Genomic DNA, 14,716 nt, shown 5'->3' with positions numbered 1-14,716 from the left:
GTTATACTGAACACCGTGTTACAACACACGTCGACTTCCTTATCTTGTTATTATTATTCCCACATGACTAGCGAGATTTGGGTAAGTAATGCCTCGGATTGACTGACTTACCACGAAAACGAACCTCAAAATGCAATTTCACACGAGAACTACCGGAATCTCCCATACGTCCGATAGTCTCACCTACGTCCACCCATTCTTTCTCCTGTACCAGAATGTCTTCATTGTGAGCGTAGGCAGTAATAAAATCATCGTTATGTTTCAAAATGATTAAATTACCAAACCCGTGTAATGCGTTTCCAACGTAAACCACTTTTCCTGCCGCCGCGGCGTTAACTGAATCACCCCGACCACCGGCAAAATCTATTCCTTTATTGCCTTGTTCACGCAACGAGAAGTCAGCTATTATCTTCCCCGATGAAGGCCAACGCCAAATAATATTGTTATTACTCGGTTGAGCCACTTCGGACCGTTCAATTCGCTGAATCGGTTGGCTCTTGCTCCCCTTATCGGTTTGTTTTCCAACCGTTTTTCTCGCGCTTGTTTTTTGACCATACCCTTTCTGTTTCTTATTAGCAACGGGCGTTTTTATATTATTTTGTGCGTTATCAGAGGCTTTTTTATTCTGTTTAGCACTAGCTGTTCGCTGCGCCTTTCTGGCTGTGGTGGCGCCTCGTTGCGGTGCGCTTTCCAGACTCAACTTTTGCCCCGGATAAATAGTGTAAGGTTTTTGTAAATTATTGATATGGGCAATATCCTGGACATCCAGGTTAGCCCGGAAAGCTATTGAATAGAGTGTTTCTCCGGGCTGAACTTCATACTCTTTGTCGTTAATTGAGTTGGCTTCAAAATCGCGGTAAGTTTTTCCGGTATAGAGTTCTTCGACGGGCGCAGGTGCCGACCGGCCACTGCAAGCCTGCAGCAGAATGATGGCAAAAACCAATAATAGAGATTGCTTAATTGCCCCGGACGATACCAACATCATTTATACCAACTGCGCTATTACGTACCCAATAATAACCAGTATTACCAGTGTCCAGCCAATGCGGTCAACATATTCACGAAGTTTCACGCCCATTTCCGGCCCACCAGTGCGCAACAGCCAGGCCACCAGATAAAAGCGCATACCGCGACTGATAGCCGATGCAATAACAAAAGGAAAAAACGCTATTTGCATAACGCCGGCAGTTACCGTAAACAGTTTATAAGGAATGGGAGAAAAGCCTGCAATAAATACTATCCAAACACCCCAGTCCGAAAACCAGCCCTGCACAGTAAGCAGCTTCGACTCATAGCCAAGTGCCTCAACCGCTGGCAGAACTAGTGATTCATAGGCCCAGTAGCCGAGAAAGTAGCCTAAAATTCCGCCTGCGACTGAGGTAACTGTCGTCAGAAACGCTAATCGCCACGCCCTTTTAGGCTGGGTCATTGCCATTGGCGCCAGCATAACATCGGGTGGTATAGGAAATATCACCGATTCGGCAAAACTCAACAGACCAAGAATAATGTCTGCTCTGGGGTGCTGAGTCCAGGATAATACTTTATCGTACAGTGCGGAGAACAGCTTCAAACGACATCTCCCTTAACTAAAGGCACGAAACGCACATCACCAATACGCTGTTGTTCCAAAGAGTCACCAAAGCGACGCATAACGACCAGGCTCTGCGACTGGTTCTGTTCGCCGACCGGAATGATCATCACGCCGCCGTCGGCAAGCTGATCCACTAAATCCTGAGGTATATCGCTGGCAGCCGCGGTAACAATAATGCCGTCGAACGGACCCTTGCTGCGCCAGCCTTTCCAGCCATCGCCATGACGCATGGCAACATTATGTAAATCCAACTGCCGCATGCGTCGCTTGGCCTGATACTGCAACGTAGCAATACGCTCAACACTGAAAACCTTGTCAACCAGCTGAGCCAGAACCGCCGTCTGATAACCCGACCCTGTGCCTATCTCCAGCACATTTTTACAATGATGCTGCATTAATAACTGCGTCATTGTTGCCACCATTAATGGCTGCGAAATGGTCTGCCCGTTACCAATAGGTAGTGCCGTATTTTCATAGGCTTTGTGAGCTAATGACTCGGGCATAAACAGATGTCTTGGGGTTTCAGATATCACCCTCAAAACCTCTTTGTTGGTAATGCCGAGATCCTCTAATTGTTGAATCAGCCGCTTAACCCGCGACTGTCCATTACTAATCATCATTTTTGTTGTTTTAACCAGTCTGTCAGTGTATCGGTGTGTCTTTGCGCTGTCATATCCAGGCTTAGCGGTGTAATAGAAACATACCCCTCTTGAATCGCGGTAAAATCAGTATTAGGTTCATCACTTGCATGATGCCCAATGGGTCCATACCAAAAGATTTCGCTGCCAAAAGGGTCTCGGTCGTGAACCATGGTCTCTGCACGATGCCGACGCCCCAATTTAGTCACCCGCGTGCCTTTTAACTTATCGTAGGTCGTATAAGGCACATTGATATTCAGTACCGTATCCAGTCGCAGCGGATCGTTTTCCATATTTGCGACAATTTCTGCCACGACTCGCCCGGCGGTGTCATAGTAGTCGTGTCCACGGCCCCCCATTGACACCGCAATCGAAGGCAGCCCCATAAAACGCCCCTCCATCGCGGCCGCAACCGTGCCCGAGTACAATACATCATCACCCATATTGGGGCTGTCATTAATACCAGATACGACTAAATCCACGTCTTCAGCCATTGGCGAATTTGTACCTAAATGAACACAATCTGTCGGCGTGCCATTAACAGAATAGAAGCCATTATCCAGCCGGCGCACCCGCAAAGGATTATGTAAGGTTAACGAATTACTGGCACCACTGCAGTTACGATCCGGAGCTATCACTCTTACATCTGCCACTTCCTTTAAAGCCTGGTACAACGCGAGAATTCCCGGAGCGTGTACGCCGTCATCATTACTCAATAGAATTTTCATCATCTGGATTCACCACTTAAGTCCACAATTTCATTTAACACGGCTGTTGCATAAGCACCGGATGGAAGCGTAAAGCGAAGTTCTGCGTCCTTGCCCTGCCAACTCATTTCTGGGTTTTCTATGCGCAACAGAATAGCCCGCCGAGCTGCTTCTACACGCAGCTTTTTGAGCGCCTGTAACCAACTATCGAAAGCTTGTAAAAAACGTTGTTCAAAGGCCTCGGCTTCCCCCTTAACTAAGGGTTTAGTCGTGCTTCCCGCTAAAGGTGCCGTTAAGTAAATATTGTTATTTGCCAGCCGTTGTTTAAGTTCGTCGTCCCATTGCTCTACGGTAAAAACCGACTGGGAGCCTTCCAGCATGACACAATCACCTTCCAGATGGCCCTCAATACCAAAGTCGCGTATTCGCTCAGCCACTATCTCGTTAAATAAATAGCTGCGCAGTGCAGACAAATAGAGGCTTCGTTTGGTGCGGCTGATACGCGGTGGTCGGCTCGCCATAAGCCAGCGCTCTGCCTGAGCTACGTTATCTCCGCTGCGGCCAAAGCGCTGCTCGCCAAAATAATTTATTACACCCCGCTCACTCACTCCTTGCCAGAGCTTTTCCAGCGCCTCTCTGGAACTAACATTAGCTAACTGGATAACGAAGCGATTCGCACGGTGAAACCCCGTCTTTAATTTTTTGGTTCTGCGTATTACTCGCTCAACTGACATTTCTTCATCATTTAACTCGTTCCAGTTAAGCGTTTCTTTGCCGGGTAGCTGAATAGAAAACCATTGCCAGGTCACCGCCTGACGATCTTTTAACCCTGAGTAACTGACATTTCTCTCTGATACTCCGGCAAACCGGGCTATTTTCTCCGCACAAAAATTTGTATTAGCTCCGGTTTTCCTAACCCAAAGCCACTGGTGCTCACCTTCACCGTCATCGGCAACATCCAGCTGTTCAATAACCTGAAAATCTTCCGGCGTCTGTTTAAACTTAGCCTTCGGTCTGTCGCCTTTATGTAAACGTGGTAACTCAGCCAAAGACACTTGTGAGGGTGCCAACATTAAAATGACTCCATAAGAACCACGGCATGACAGGCAATACCTTCTTCACGCCCCACAAAGCCCAATTTTTCTGTCGTTGTCGCTTTGACATTCACATTATCGATGCAGGTTTTTAAACATTGAGCAATACTGGCCCGCATATCGTCAATACGAGGTGCCATTTTCGGAGCCTGAGCGACAACGGTTACATCAATGTTACCGGTCTTAAACTCTTTGTCCTGACATAGACTGACTGCATGACTCAGCAATTCGGCACTATCTGCCCCGGCATAGCGTTCATCGGTATCCGGAAAGTGCTGACCAATATCACCCAAAGCTAAAGCGCCCAATAACGCGTCGGTGACAGCGTGCAGAACAACATCTCCGTCGGAATGAGCGACAAGTCCCTGGTCATGCTCAATTTCAATGCCTCCTAAAATTAAAGGCTTATCAGAACCCCAACGATGAACGTCATAACCATGGCCAACACGGATTTTCATGAACGACTGCCCTCTTTAATTTTTATGATCATTATTGTTCGCTAATAACCAGTCGCGAACACATTCAAAATCTTCCGGATGAGTCACTTTTAAATTACGGATAGACCCGGGAATAAGCGCCGGCTGAAAGCCACACCATTGCATAGCCGACGCTTCGTCCGTTAACTGAGGGTTTAGCGCTCCCATCTGCTCAATAGCCTGGCGTAAACGTTCTGCATGAAAAACTTGTGGTGTCTGTGCCTGCCAAAGCGCTTCCCGATCAACACTGGATTCTATATGAGTCAGACCGTTTTCATTATTGATAGCGATAACAGCACGTTTCAAAGAGTCTCTTACCGGAATGGCCAGAATTGCGCCTTGAGGATCCGTTAATCCATAATCAATAACCGCTGTTAGTGCCCTTTTCGGTAAGCACGGACGCGCTGCATCATGCACCAGCACGTGGGTAGCCCCTTGCGAAACGGCAACTTTAACTCCAGCCATTACAGATTCGGCACGGCTATTCCCGCCTTGTACAAAATGAACCTTTATTGGCAGGGTTTCTTTAAGCTCAATAAGGTATTCACCATTAGGGTCAGAAACCGCGACGAAAACCTGTTTCACCCGCGAATCGTTCAATATGGCTTCGATGCTGTACTCCAGCAAAGTCCGGTTAGCGACCGTGAGAAACTGTTTGGGGACGTTTGTCTGCATACGGCTTCCGTTGCCAGCCGCAGGAATTACAGCCATTAACGAATCAGCCTGACCGTCTGCGTGGCTCTCTGACTCACTTTTCATCTCGCTCACCCGTTCATGCTATGGATTACGATCAGGTACAAGACGGAAGAAAACTTCATCTTTTTTTACCATCCCTAGTTCGTTACGGGCACGCTCTTCCAGCGCATCTTCCCCTTCGCGCAAATCTTCGATATCTGCGTAAATGAGTTGATTACGTCTTTCCAGATTTTCATTCGTATTTTTCTGACTGCTGACTTCTTGCTGCAACCGCCAATAATCCGGTAGGCTGTTTTTGCCAAACCACAGACGGTATTGTAACGCAAGGAACAAGGCCAACAACACGACCAGAGTCACCCGCATGCTCAGCTCCGTTGTTTTTCCTGTTATCATTATGAAGACTATTGGCGTTACTGAAAAGCCGTTTTCAGCATTATAAGACAAAAGAGGTTCATTTGGAGTATTTCGCTGCCGCAATAGTATTTTTCTTTGCAGCTTTGGTTCAGGGGGTAAGCGGTTTTGGCTCCGGTTTGTTAGCCGTCCCAATTCTGGCGCTGTGGTTTCCTATTAGCTTACTTACGCCTGCGCTGTCTGTCGTTAATATTGTGATAGGCGGCTGGATTTATTGGAAAAACAGAGAAGCAGCTCGCCCGTCTCAATGGAAGTGGCTGATTTTTTCAGGCGTCATCGCCTCTCTGATATCGGGCTCCTTGCTGCTAAGCGTAAACGAACAGCTTATTAAACTGGTTCTCGGTTTTGTCATACTGGCTGTTGCACTCGCACTAGCCAGCGGTAAACAACTACCAACAGCGGAACATACGCCCGGACATATTGCAGTGGGTACGGGCTCCGGCTTACTCAACGGCCTAATGACATTAGGCGGGCCTCCTATTGTTTTATTTCTGGCCAATGCCCGTATCCCAAAACAGCAATTTCGCGCTACACTCAGTCTGTTTTTCTGCTGCATTGCCATGGCAAACGTCGCGAATTTCTCGCGCCAGTCTATTTACGCGGAGTCCCATCTTTATCTGGTACTCACCTTACTACCCTGCGCACTTATTGGCGCCAGCGTCGGGCAAAGACTTCAACAGCATGTGTCAGAGCAACGCTTTAGACAATTTACACTGGTGCTAATGATACTTTCAGGACTCAGTGTCGTATTGCAAAGTATTAAATAGTTTTAGTACTCCAGCCAACGGCTCTGGTAAAATTAAATTTATGCTTGAAACCCTGTACGCATTTTTCGATTTGGGTCAATTTTCCCAGCCCTCTATAAATGGCTCCCATAATCCTGGGTTAGTCACTCTCTCTTATTGTGTTGCGCTACTTGCCTCTTATACCGCGGTACTCACGCTGGAGCGCGTACGAATATATCAGGCAAAGTTTGCTCGCTACAGTTGGCTAGTTGTCAGTGCGGCCATCTCTGGTGTCGGCGTCTGGAGTATGCATTTTATTGGTATGCTGGCTTTTGAACTTAACCTTCCCATGAGTCATGGCGTATTATTAACTCTTATTTCGGTTGTCCCTGCCATTGTCGGCAGTTTTATTGCCATGAAAATCCAAATATCTGAGTCGTCGGGCGGTGCTATAATAATAGCAGGCACTATATTAGGCGCAGGTATTGGCCTCATGCACTATACCGGTATGGCTGCAATGCAAGTGCCAGCTCACCTTCGTTATGACCCATTTTGGTTTATACTTTCGGTAGTTGTTGCCGTATCGCTGGGCATTATTGCCTCTCTTGCATATCGGCATTATAAAAAGTCGGAAAGAACCAGCTGGTTCAGTCGCAGAAGCGCACAGATTGTTGTTGCCGCCATTATTGCTCTGGCTATCTCAGGTATGCATTATACCGCCATGATCGCGGCTAATTTTTATCCTGCAAGAGAACCCGATACAACATTCATAGGCCACGGCAACTGGCTGGCGTATGTTGTCGGCATTGGTTCGTGCTTAACCGCTTTGATGGCTATTATAGCCACGCAGATAGACCGGCGTTTACAGCAGCAGCAAAAATTGGCCCAAATGTCGGCAGAGCAACTTTATGAAGTTATTAGTGCCATAGATGACGGCTTGTTGCTATTCGACGAGCACAACCGTGTTTTATTAGCGAACCAGGCCTTTACGCGACTCACTGGGGAGGAACTAAAACAATTAAAAGGAAGTAAACTCAATATTGAAAACTATATTGAGCACGCCGATAAATTACTGGAAAATATCAAGAGCACGTTAGTTCATAGAGCAGCATGGCAAGGTAAAGTTAATGCGAAAAAGCGCTCTGGCGCGACTTTTCCTGTACGCTTAAGTATTTCAGAAGTACGCTACAACCAACAAAAAGAACGACATTTTGTCGCAACGGTCACAGACATTAGTGCAGAAGTTGAGTCCAGTGAACGTATCCGTAACCTGGCTTACAACGATGCCTTAACCGGATTAGCGAATCGCCGTTCTTTGTTGGATCATTTGCAGGATAAGCTTGCAACCGATAAGAAAGACGGGCAAAACGGCGCGTTAATTCTGTGCGATATCGATAAATTTAAAATACTGAATAATACCCTGGGTTCGGACATGGGTGATTTGCTGCTAAAACGCGTGGCAGAAAGGCTGAAAAGCTCAACCAAAGCCAACTCATTCCTGGCACGTTTGAGCGCGAACGAATTCGCCGTTGTGTTAACTGGCCTTGAGCGCGGTAATTCAATTAACATAAAACAGCAATTGTTGACCCGAATTTATCAATTGCAGGATCAACTACAACAGCCCTATCAGTTAAACAGCTACACGCACCTTTGCTCCTTTAGCGCAGGCGCTTCCTTGTTTGACGACAGCGAATCAAATGCTGAAACCTTAATGACGCAGTCAGGCCTCGCATTATCTCACTCAAAACGCAAAGGCACGGGAGAGGTCTCACTGTTCCGTCAAGACTTTGCCGATGCGGTCAGTAAGCGAGTCAAACTGGAAGAGCAATTGCGTCATGCAATAAAACAGAACGAATTCGAACTTTATCTGCAACCCCAGGTAAATGTTGAGTCAAAGGCTACCGGAGCTGAAGCACTCATCCGCTGGAAACAAAGTGATGGTCACTTTGTTTCTCCTGCTGACTTCATTCCTTTAGCCGAAGAAACCGGTTTGATTGTTCCTCTGGGGTACTGGATTACTGAGCGCGCCTGCCAAATTCTCCAGCAATGGCAACAGAGCCCGGAAAAAGCAAAGATGCAACTGTCGATTAACGTCAGTGCCAAACAATTTCAACAACCCGAATTTGTTGAGCAGGTTCAACTTCTGGTAGAAAAGTATGAGGTACCGCCTCATAAGTTAAAGCTGGAGCTCACAGAAAGCTTACTGATGGATGACATTTCCAGCGTCACCAACAAAATAAAGCGTTTGAAGCTGCTTGGTATTGAGTTCGCGCTGGATGATTTCGGTACGGGTTACTCGTCTCTTTCCTATCTTATGCAAATTCCGTTCGACACCCTGAAAATTGACGTGTCGTTCGTACGCAATATGCTGGATAGTAAAGAAAAAGCTCAAATTGTTCACACCATTATTCAGCTAGGAGAAAGTCTAAAACTGAACATTGTTGCTGAGGGAGTCGAAACCGAAGAACAGTTTAATTATTTGGCCCGGCTAAATTGCGATACCTTTCAAGGCTACCTGTTCAGTAAGCCCGTACCTGAGTCCGAACTTCTGGCAGATAAGACAGCTCCATAGCTTAACGTAGCTGGCTGTCTTTACTCCCCCTCCGGTTAAAGCCCGCTTTGCTTGAGTCCTGCTTGTCGAGTTCCGCCTGGCATTCCACACACAGACGAACACCCGGAATAGCTTTGCGCCGGGCTTCCGGAATAGGCTCACCACACTCTTCGCAAAACTCCAGACTTTCGCCGCCGGTAAGTTTGCTGCGTACGCGTTTTACTTCATCTTCGGTACTGGCATCAATTTGTTCCTGTACGGCACCATCGTGCGACCAGCCACCCGCCATATACAACTCCTTAGAAAAAATGGAGAACACAAACAGACGCTGAGTCTGATACATTAACTATAACGTAAAAATTAACTGCTATTCAGGTTTTACCTATAAGAAACGCCTATGAAACTTATTTATACCCATGAAAACAAACTATTAGTGGAAAACGCTCGTAACCTATTGCAAATGGAAGGCATTGAAACGGTTATGAAAAATGAGTTTTCCAGTGGCGCCGCTGGTGATTTAGCGCCATTAGATACCTGGCCTGAGCTCTGGCTTGTTGAAGATACTCAACTCGCTGTCGCTAAAACACTGATTGAAAACATGGAAGAGCAGGCTAACGGGGCGGACTGGCGTTGCAATAATTGTCAGGAAATTAACGGAGCCGCTTTTGAAGTCTGCTGGAATTGTGGAAGCCCGGCTTAATGAATCATACAAAACGAAAGGAGATTTAAAATGAACGGAAGTGAAACTTATACCATGGCTTATTGGGGCGTTCTTATTGCACTAGTCATTTTGCTGGTTCAATGGGTTATTGCCAGTGGTCAAAAAGCGAAGCAACCCGGTGCCGTCCCGGGCAAAATCGACGACTCACTGAGTCATTCATCTTTTGTGTTTCGTGCTCATCGTACCCTAATGAACTCATTAGAGAACTATCCGCTGATGCTGGGCACAGTATTTCTTGCTTTCTTCATAGGTGCCAGCGCTTTCTGGACGGGGCTGTTTATCTGGATTTTCGCTATTGCACGCTTAATTCATATGGTTCTTTACTACGCTATAGCAACAGAGAAAAACCCCAGTCCCCGCAGCTATTTCTTTATGATTGGTTTGGCAGCTAACGTGGCTTTACTTATTTTGTGCGGTGTAACTTTGGTTTAAAGTACTTTAATGTTGTCTGGGCTGATTATACATCAGCCCATTCTCTTAACAGGTTATGAAACACTTTGGTCAGGCGATCAAAGTTTTCAGACTTACCGTTGGCATCAAATTCCGCTTTCAACGATTGCTCTATATCAAAGAGTAGCTCTCTGTAATTAGGCTGTTTAATTAAGCTTTGCACCCAGCCTATCATTGCCAGCCTCGAACCTTTAGTAACCGGATTAACCCGATGTAGGTAATGGCTCGGATACATGAGAATATCTCCCTGCCCCAGTCGCCAGCTCCGCTCGCCACTGGCATCCTCAATAACCAACTCCCCGCCTTCAAAATCCGATAATGGTGACAAACCCAGCGTAAAAGAAATATCGGTTCTTACACCGTTCATTAAGGAATCATCCATGTGGGTACCATAGTACTCTCCCTGCTGATATCGGTTTATAGTCACCCGCGCCACCTGCTTTGGCCGCATAACCGATTGCACCAGAGCATTTTGCTGAAGCCTGTCCAGCAACACCTGAGTAGCCGCCTCAGACTTTTTACCCGACAGTTGCTGGTTATTTTTTACATCTTTCGCTGCCCAGCCTGCGGTTTTTTTGCCATCGCGAAACTGCCCGGCATCAAGACCCGCAACAATACTCTTTACTGTGTCTGTATCAACGGCGTTGCTAATTTGTAATATCATGCTTCCACACTTCTAACTTGCGAATAATTATCATTTCTGCAAATATACATGAGTTAACTCTCTCAAAAAAGCATACTAAGGTCTTTATATGTTTGAAAAGAAAAAAGTTTGGCTTGGCGTTGGCAGTGTTCTGGCCACCACTGTAGCAGCAGCGCCACTGACGCAACCGGGCGCAGCACCGTCTATGTTCATGGCAGCCCCTATGGCAGAAGGCGAAATGGCCGCCCCTGAAATTGATTTAAACACCAATGACACCGCTTTTCTGGCGCAGTTGGGTTTTATTCGCGGCCATTTATGGGTGGGAATAAAACTTTACGAGCAAGGTCACATTGAAATGGCCAAAACTCATATGAAACACCCGGGTGACGAGCTCTACAGTGGCCTCACTGAGGCATTTGAAGCACGCGGCTTACCCGGATTTGCCGAACCGTTAAATACCCTGGCGGAAAGTGTCATTAATGATAAAGATGAAGACACGGTTATGAGCAACTACAAGACTCTGCTGGACTCTGTCAGCGCTAATGAACCTATTGCTGACATGTCAGCTAAAGACGTGATACTGAGTGTTTCATCAATGCTAATGGTAGCCGCCGACGAATACGCTATTGGCATTCAAAATGGCGAAGTCGCTAACGTGCACGAATATCAGGACGCCATGGGCTTTAAAGAAATTGCGCTCGAACGTTTAAACCGCATTAATGATAAAGAAGCAAGCAAAGCTGAAGAAGCCATTAGCGAAACCCGCAAGGTCATCGGTAATCTCGAAAACCTCTGGCCTACCACAACTCCAGAAGGCAAATTCGAAGGCGACCCGAGTAAAATTTACGGTGCTGCCTCTCGTATTGAACTAGAAGCACGCAGTATTTAATACCCACCAGCCTGCATTAGGCTTACTTCTTTTACACATAAAGGAGTAGGCCTGAGTTACCCCTTCATTTCACTCGTAAAAGCTCATTAAAGAAGTATTCTAAAGGCATCTTAAGTCAATGACGAAGGTGTCGTTATGAGCATTCAATCTCTTTGCAAAGTATCACTTATTGCCGTTTCACTCGCGGGTTTATTCGTAAGCCAGGCAGTCGATGCCAGCGAGGGCGAAAACGTTTACAAAAAATATTGTCAGGCTTGCCATCAGCCAAATGGTAAGGGCATGCAAGGTGTTTTTCCACCACTGGCAAATAACCCGAACCTAAAGGACAAACCGTCTTATATCGCCGAAACCATAATTCAGGGTAAGTCAGGCGCTATCACCGTTAATGGAACTAACTACAACGGCGCTATGCCGCCCATGGGTTATCTGAAAGACGCCGATATCGCGACCTTAGTGGACTACATCAATACCGATCTTGCAGGCGGCAGTGAGACTATCACAGCCGAAGCCGTTGCCAGTTTGCGTTAAACCTATTTGTTATCAGTTAAAGGAAAAATCATTATGAAAACTCTAAGCTTATCAATTATCAGTGCCTCTCTTCTGGCCGCTATGGCGTCTGCATCAACTCCGGTTAATGCGGAAGAACTCAGCCTTAAGCACGACAGCGAATATGTCATTGACGGTAAAATCTTTGGCTTACCAGAAGCTAAAGTGTACCGTGAAGACTACAGCGGCCCGGCGGTTGTTGGCGACTACCTTACTCAGGTTCCAAATATCGCCAAGCTCGACTATGAAGGCAACAAAACTCACGATGTACGCATGGATGTGTTCTCTCAGAAAATAGAAGTTGCTCCGGGAGTAACCTATTCAGCCTGGACATTCGGTGGCTCAGTACCCGGTCCCGTATTACACGTGCGTGAAGGCGACCGTGTCATTTTCAAAATGAAAAACCGCTCTGACGAAGAAGTGACTATCACGAAGCCGGTAAAAAATGGTTCGCCATTTTTCCAGCAAGTACAAGCCAACGGTTATCAGAATAATCAGCCTGTCGTTAACCCAATGCCCCACTCTATGGACTTTCATAGTGGCACAGTAGCAGCGGAAGACAAATGGCGTACCATTTCTCCGGGTGAAACTATTGAGTTCGAATGGATAGCCAACTACGCGGGGACTTATATGTATCACTGTGGTACTTCCAGCGTACTTATGCACACAGCTATGGGGCAGTATGGCGCCGTTGTGGTATCTCCTAAAGATGGCTACCCAACTGACAAAGACGTTGATAAAGAATTCGTTCTGGTGCAATCAGAGCATTATCTGGAAGAGGCATCAGAAGGTAACTACATCTATAACCACGGTGCAGCTTTAGACCGCCAACCAAGTCATGTGACCTTTAATGGCCATGTTGCAGCACTTAGCGACAACCCTTTACGCGCGAACGAAGGTGACCGTGTGCGCTTACATGTGTTAAACGCAGGTCCGTCGGGCACTTCCAGCTTCCACGTTATTGGTGCCATTTTCGACCGCGTCTGGTACGAAGGTGACCCGCGTAACGAATGGTACGGCATGCAAACCGTACTGCTGGGTGCCAGTAACAGTGCGACAATTGAGTTTATTGTTCCGGAAGAAGGCATCTACAAGCTGGTCGATCACGAATTTGCTGATGCAGAGCGTGGCGCAGCTGGCGCATTAATTGCCGGTCCGCGCAAAGAGAAATAAGGGGAAACTTATGGTTAAGTGGCTTGGAGTTGCAGGTGTTTTATTGTCACCGTTAGTGCTTGCCGATCCAGTTCTGATCAATGGTGGTACGTTTAAGCCACCGGTATTACTGGACAAAGAGCGGCTCAGCATAGAGATGAAAAGTTTCATGCTGGACTCAACTCCGGTCACTAACCAAGAGTTTCTGGAATTTGTCATTGAACAACCGCAGTGGCAGCGAGACAACATCGCTGCCCTATTCCATGACGGAAATTACCTGAAGCATTGGGATGATAATACTGGATTTGCTGAAGGCAAAGAAAACGAACCCGTCACTTATGTCTCCTGGTTTGCCGCACGCGAATACTGTTCCGCACAAGGTGGCCGCCTGCCCGGCCTTAACGAGTGGGAGTATGCGTCGGTCAAATATCGGCAACAGCAGAACATCAGCGATGATGACTATGCCCGCAACTTGTTTGCCTGGTACAGCCAGCCACACAGCGCGAAACAACAAACTGTCGACCCAAATGCTGACCAATTGATGCACATGCACGACCGTGTCAACGAATGGGTAGACGACTATCAATTATTACTAACCAACGGCGATGACGTCGATTTGCTCTCCGGTTCTTGTGGCGACGGAGCGCGCTTTATGTCGAGTTTTAGTAACGCCAATTACGCCACATTTTTCCGTTATCAGTCGCGCAGTGATTACGCCCCGCAAAGTGCAACCAGCACTATGGGTTTTCGTTGCGCATACGACCTGGAGAACGATCATGAATAAATTGCTAAAATTGACCGCCCTGGCCTCTTTGATCTTTGCTGCCCAGTCTCTTGCGCAGGATCATTCGCATCACGATATGCACAAGAATCAGACAGCTAACGACCACAGCAATCATACAGCAATGAACGCAGCAGAGGTCTCTCACTCCGAGTCGGTATACCAGGTAGATGCGACCTGGAGCACGCATAAGAATAGCGAACTCAAGCTTTCAGAACTTGAAGGCCAGCCGGTTATTCTTTCCATGATTTATGGCAGTTGCACCACCGCCTGCCCAGTCTTGGTCCATGATGTAAAACGCTTATACAGCAAGCTGGACGAAGACACTAAACAGCAAGTTAAGCTCGTTATGGTGAGTTTTGACACCGCTCGCGATACACCCGAAGCGCTAGCTGACTACGTCAAGCAATACAAGCTTAACAACGACAGCTGGCTGTTTCTGAACGGTTCGGAGCAGGATATCAGAACCTTAGCTACAGTACTTGGCGTGAGGTATCGCCAGCGTCCGGACGGTGATTTTGATCACAGCAATTTGATCACTATTCTCGATAAGCAAGGACTTATTGTTGAGCGTATAGAAGGTTTAAGCCAGCCGATGGGTAAGCCAGCTAAAGTTGTCGCCAAACTGGTTAACGATTAACGACG

Annotated in this window: 19 protein-coding genes; 9 read left to right on the top strand and 10 right to left on the bottom strand. The window is 47.0% G+C overall.

What is annotated here, in order from left to right; genetic code table 11:
* Positions 1-67 precede the first annotated feature (67 nt).
* From Q5L94_RS01625 to ftsB, 8 genes are read right to left on the bottom strand one after another with little or no spacing between them, the layout of a single operon-like run.
* Positions 68-985, bottom strand: a complete 918-nt coding sequence (locus Q5L94_RS01625; RefSeq protein WP_317496753.1) for a peptidoglycan DD-metalloendopeptidase family protein — start codon at positions 983-985, stop codon at positions 68-70.
* The gene (locus Q5L94_RS01620; protein WP_114981397.1) at positions 986-1,570 is read right to left on the bottom strand and encodes a YqaA family protein; all 585 of its coding nucleotides are present in this window, start codon (positions 1,568-1,570) and stop codon (positions 986-988) included. It abuts the gene before it with no gap.
* Entirely contained in the window at positions 1,567-2,208 is a 642-nt protein-coding gene (locus tag Q5L94_RS01615) for a protein-L-isoaspartate(D-aspartate) O-methyltransferase (RefSeq protein ID WP_404398985.1), read from the bottom strand. The genes Q5L94_RS01620 and Q5L94_RS01615 overlap by 4 nt, the downstream gene beginning before the upstream one ends.
* The gene (gene surE / locus Q5L94_RS01610) at positions 2,208-2,960 is read right to left on the bottom strand and encodes a 5'/3'-nucleotidase SurE (RefSeq protein ID WP_317496752.1); all 753 of its coding nucleotides are present in this window, start codon (positions 2,958-2,960) and stop codon (positions 2,208-2,210) included. The genes Q5L94_RS01615 and surE overlap by 1 nt, the downstream gene beginning before the upstream one ends.
* Positions 2,957-4,009 (bottom strand): tRNA pseudouridine(13) synthase TruD, encoded by a 1,053-nt coding sequence (gene truD, locus Q5L94_RS01605; RefSeq protein ID WP_317496751.1) that lies wholly within the window; start codon positions 4,007-4,009, stop codon positions 2,957-2,959. Before truD ends, surE begins: the two co-directional genes overlap by 4 nt.
* Entirely contained in the window at positions 4,009-4,488 is a 480-nt protein-coding gene (gene ispF / locus Q5L94_RS01600; protein ID WP_317496750.1) for a 2-C-methyl-D-erythritol 2,4-cyclodiphosphate synthase, read from the bottom strand. Before ispF ends, truD begins: the two co-directional genes overlap by 1 nt.
* Before the next feature lie 15 nt (positions 4,489-4,503).
* Entirely contained in the window at positions 4,504-5,265 is a 762-nt protein-coding gene (gene ispD / locus Q5L94_RS01595; protein WP_317496749.1) for a 2-C-methyl-D-erythritol 4-phosphate cytidylyltransferase, read from the bottom strand.
* Between the two features lie 18 nt (positions 5,266-5,283).
* Positions 5,284-5,565, bottom strand: coding sequence for a cell division protein FtsB (ftsB, locus tag Q5L94_RS01590; RefSeq protein WP_317497190.1), 282 nt, complete (start codon positions 5,563-5,565; stop codon positions 5,284-5,286).
* A gap of 41 nt (positions 5,566-5,606) precedes the next feature.
* Here ftsB and Q5L94_RS01585 point away from each other — a divergent pair, with 41 nt between their 5' ends.
* Together Q5L94_RS01585 and Q5L94_RS01580 are read left to right on the top strand one after the other, a co-directional pair.
* Positions 5,607-6,380 (top strand): sulfite exporter TauE/SafE family protein, encoded by a 774-nt coding sequence (locus Q5L94_RS01585; protein WP_317496748.1) that lies wholly within the window; start codon positions 5,607-5,609, stop codon positions 6,378-6,380.
* A 40-nt stretch (positions 6,381-6,420) separates the two neighbouring features.
* Positions 6,421-8,910: an EAL domain-containing protein gene (locus tag Q5L94_RS01580; protein WP_317496747.1), complete on the top strand. Its 2,490-nt coding sequence runs from the start codon at positions 6,421-6,423 to the stop codon at positions 8,908-8,910.
* A 1-nt stretch (position 8,911) separates the two neighbouring features.
* Here Q5L94_RS01580 and Q5L94_RS01575 read toward each other — a convergent pair whose 3' ends face one another.
* Entirely contained in the window at positions 8,912-9,178 is a 267-nt protein-coding gene (locus Q5L94_RS01575; protein ID WP_317496746.1) for a DksA/TraR family C4-type zinc finger protein, read from the bottom strand.
* A gap of 108 nt (positions 9,179-9,286) precedes the next feature.
* Here Q5L94_RS01575 and Q5L94_RS01570 point away from each other — a divergent pair, with 108 nt between their 5' ends.
* Entirely contained in the window at positions 9,287-9,589 is a 303-nt protein-coding gene (locus Q5L94_RS01570) for a DUF2007 domain-containing protein (RefSeq protein WP_317496745.1), read from the top strand.
* Positions 9,590-9,619: 30 nt separating this feature from the next.
* Positions 9,620-10,042, top strand: a complete 423-nt coding sequence (locus Q5L94_RS01565; protein WP_317496744.1) for an MAPEG family protein — start codon at positions 9,620-9,622, stop codon at positions 10,040-10,042.
* 25 nt (positions 10,043-10,067) lie between these two features.
* On the opposite strand, the gene Q5L94_RS01560 is transcribed toward Q5L94_RS01565, so the two are convergent.
* Positions 10,068-10,724 carry a Fe2+-dependent dioxygenase gene (locus Q5L94_RS01560; RefSeq protein ID WP_317496743.1) on the bottom strand — a complete coding sequence of 219 codons (657 nt, stop codon included), beginning with the start codon at positions 10,722-10,724 and terminating at the stop codon, positions 10,068-10,070.
* 88 nt (positions 10,725-10,812) lie between these two features.
* On the opposite strand from Q5L94_RS01560, the gene Q5L94_RS01555 reads away from it, so the two are divergent.
* From Q5L94_RS01555 to Q5L94_RS01535, 5 genes are all read left to right on the top strand, one after another.
* Positions 10,813-11,592, top strand: a complete 780-nt coding sequence (locus Q5L94_RS01555) for a hypothetical protein (protein ID WP_317496742.1) — start codon at positions 10,813-10,815, stop codon at positions 11,590-11,592.
* A gap of 135 nt (positions 11,593-11,727) precedes the next feature.
* Complete coding sequence (locus Q5L94_RS01550; protein WP_317496741.1) at positions 11,728-12,120, top strand: cytochrome c; 393 nt, start codon at positions 11,728-11,730, stop codon at positions 12,118-12,120.
* Between the two features lie 33 nt (positions 12,121-12,153).
* Positions 12,154-13,311, top strand: a complete 1,158-nt coding sequence (locus tag Q5L94_RS01545) for a multicopper oxidase domain-containing protein (protein WP_317496740.1) — start codon at positions 12,154-12,156, stop codon at positions 13,309-13,311.
* Between the two features lie 10 nt (positions 13,312-13,321).
* Complete coding sequence (locus Q5L94_RS01540) at positions 13,322-14,074, top strand: formylglycine-generating enzyme family protein (protein ID WP_317496739.1); 753 nt, start codon at positions 13,322-13,324, stop codon at positions 14,072-14,074.
* Positions 14,067-14,711, top strand: coding sequence for an SCO family protein (locus Q5L94_RS01535; RefSeq protein WP_317496738.1), 645 nt, complete (start codon positions 14,067-14,069; stop codon positions 14,709-14,711). The genes Q5L94_RS01540 and Q5L94_RS01535 overlap by 8 nt, the downstream gene beginning before the upstream one ends.
* The last annotated feature ends 5 nt before the right edge of the window (positions 14,712-14,716 follow it).

The organism is Idiomarina sp. Sol25 (genome assembly GCF_033052775.1).
GTDB lineage: Bacteria > Pseudomonadota > Gammaproteobacteria > Enterobacterales > Alteromonadaceae > Idiomarina.
Note: the sequence above shows the minus strand (reverse complement) of the source record. Positions and strands in the feature narration are given on the sequence as shown.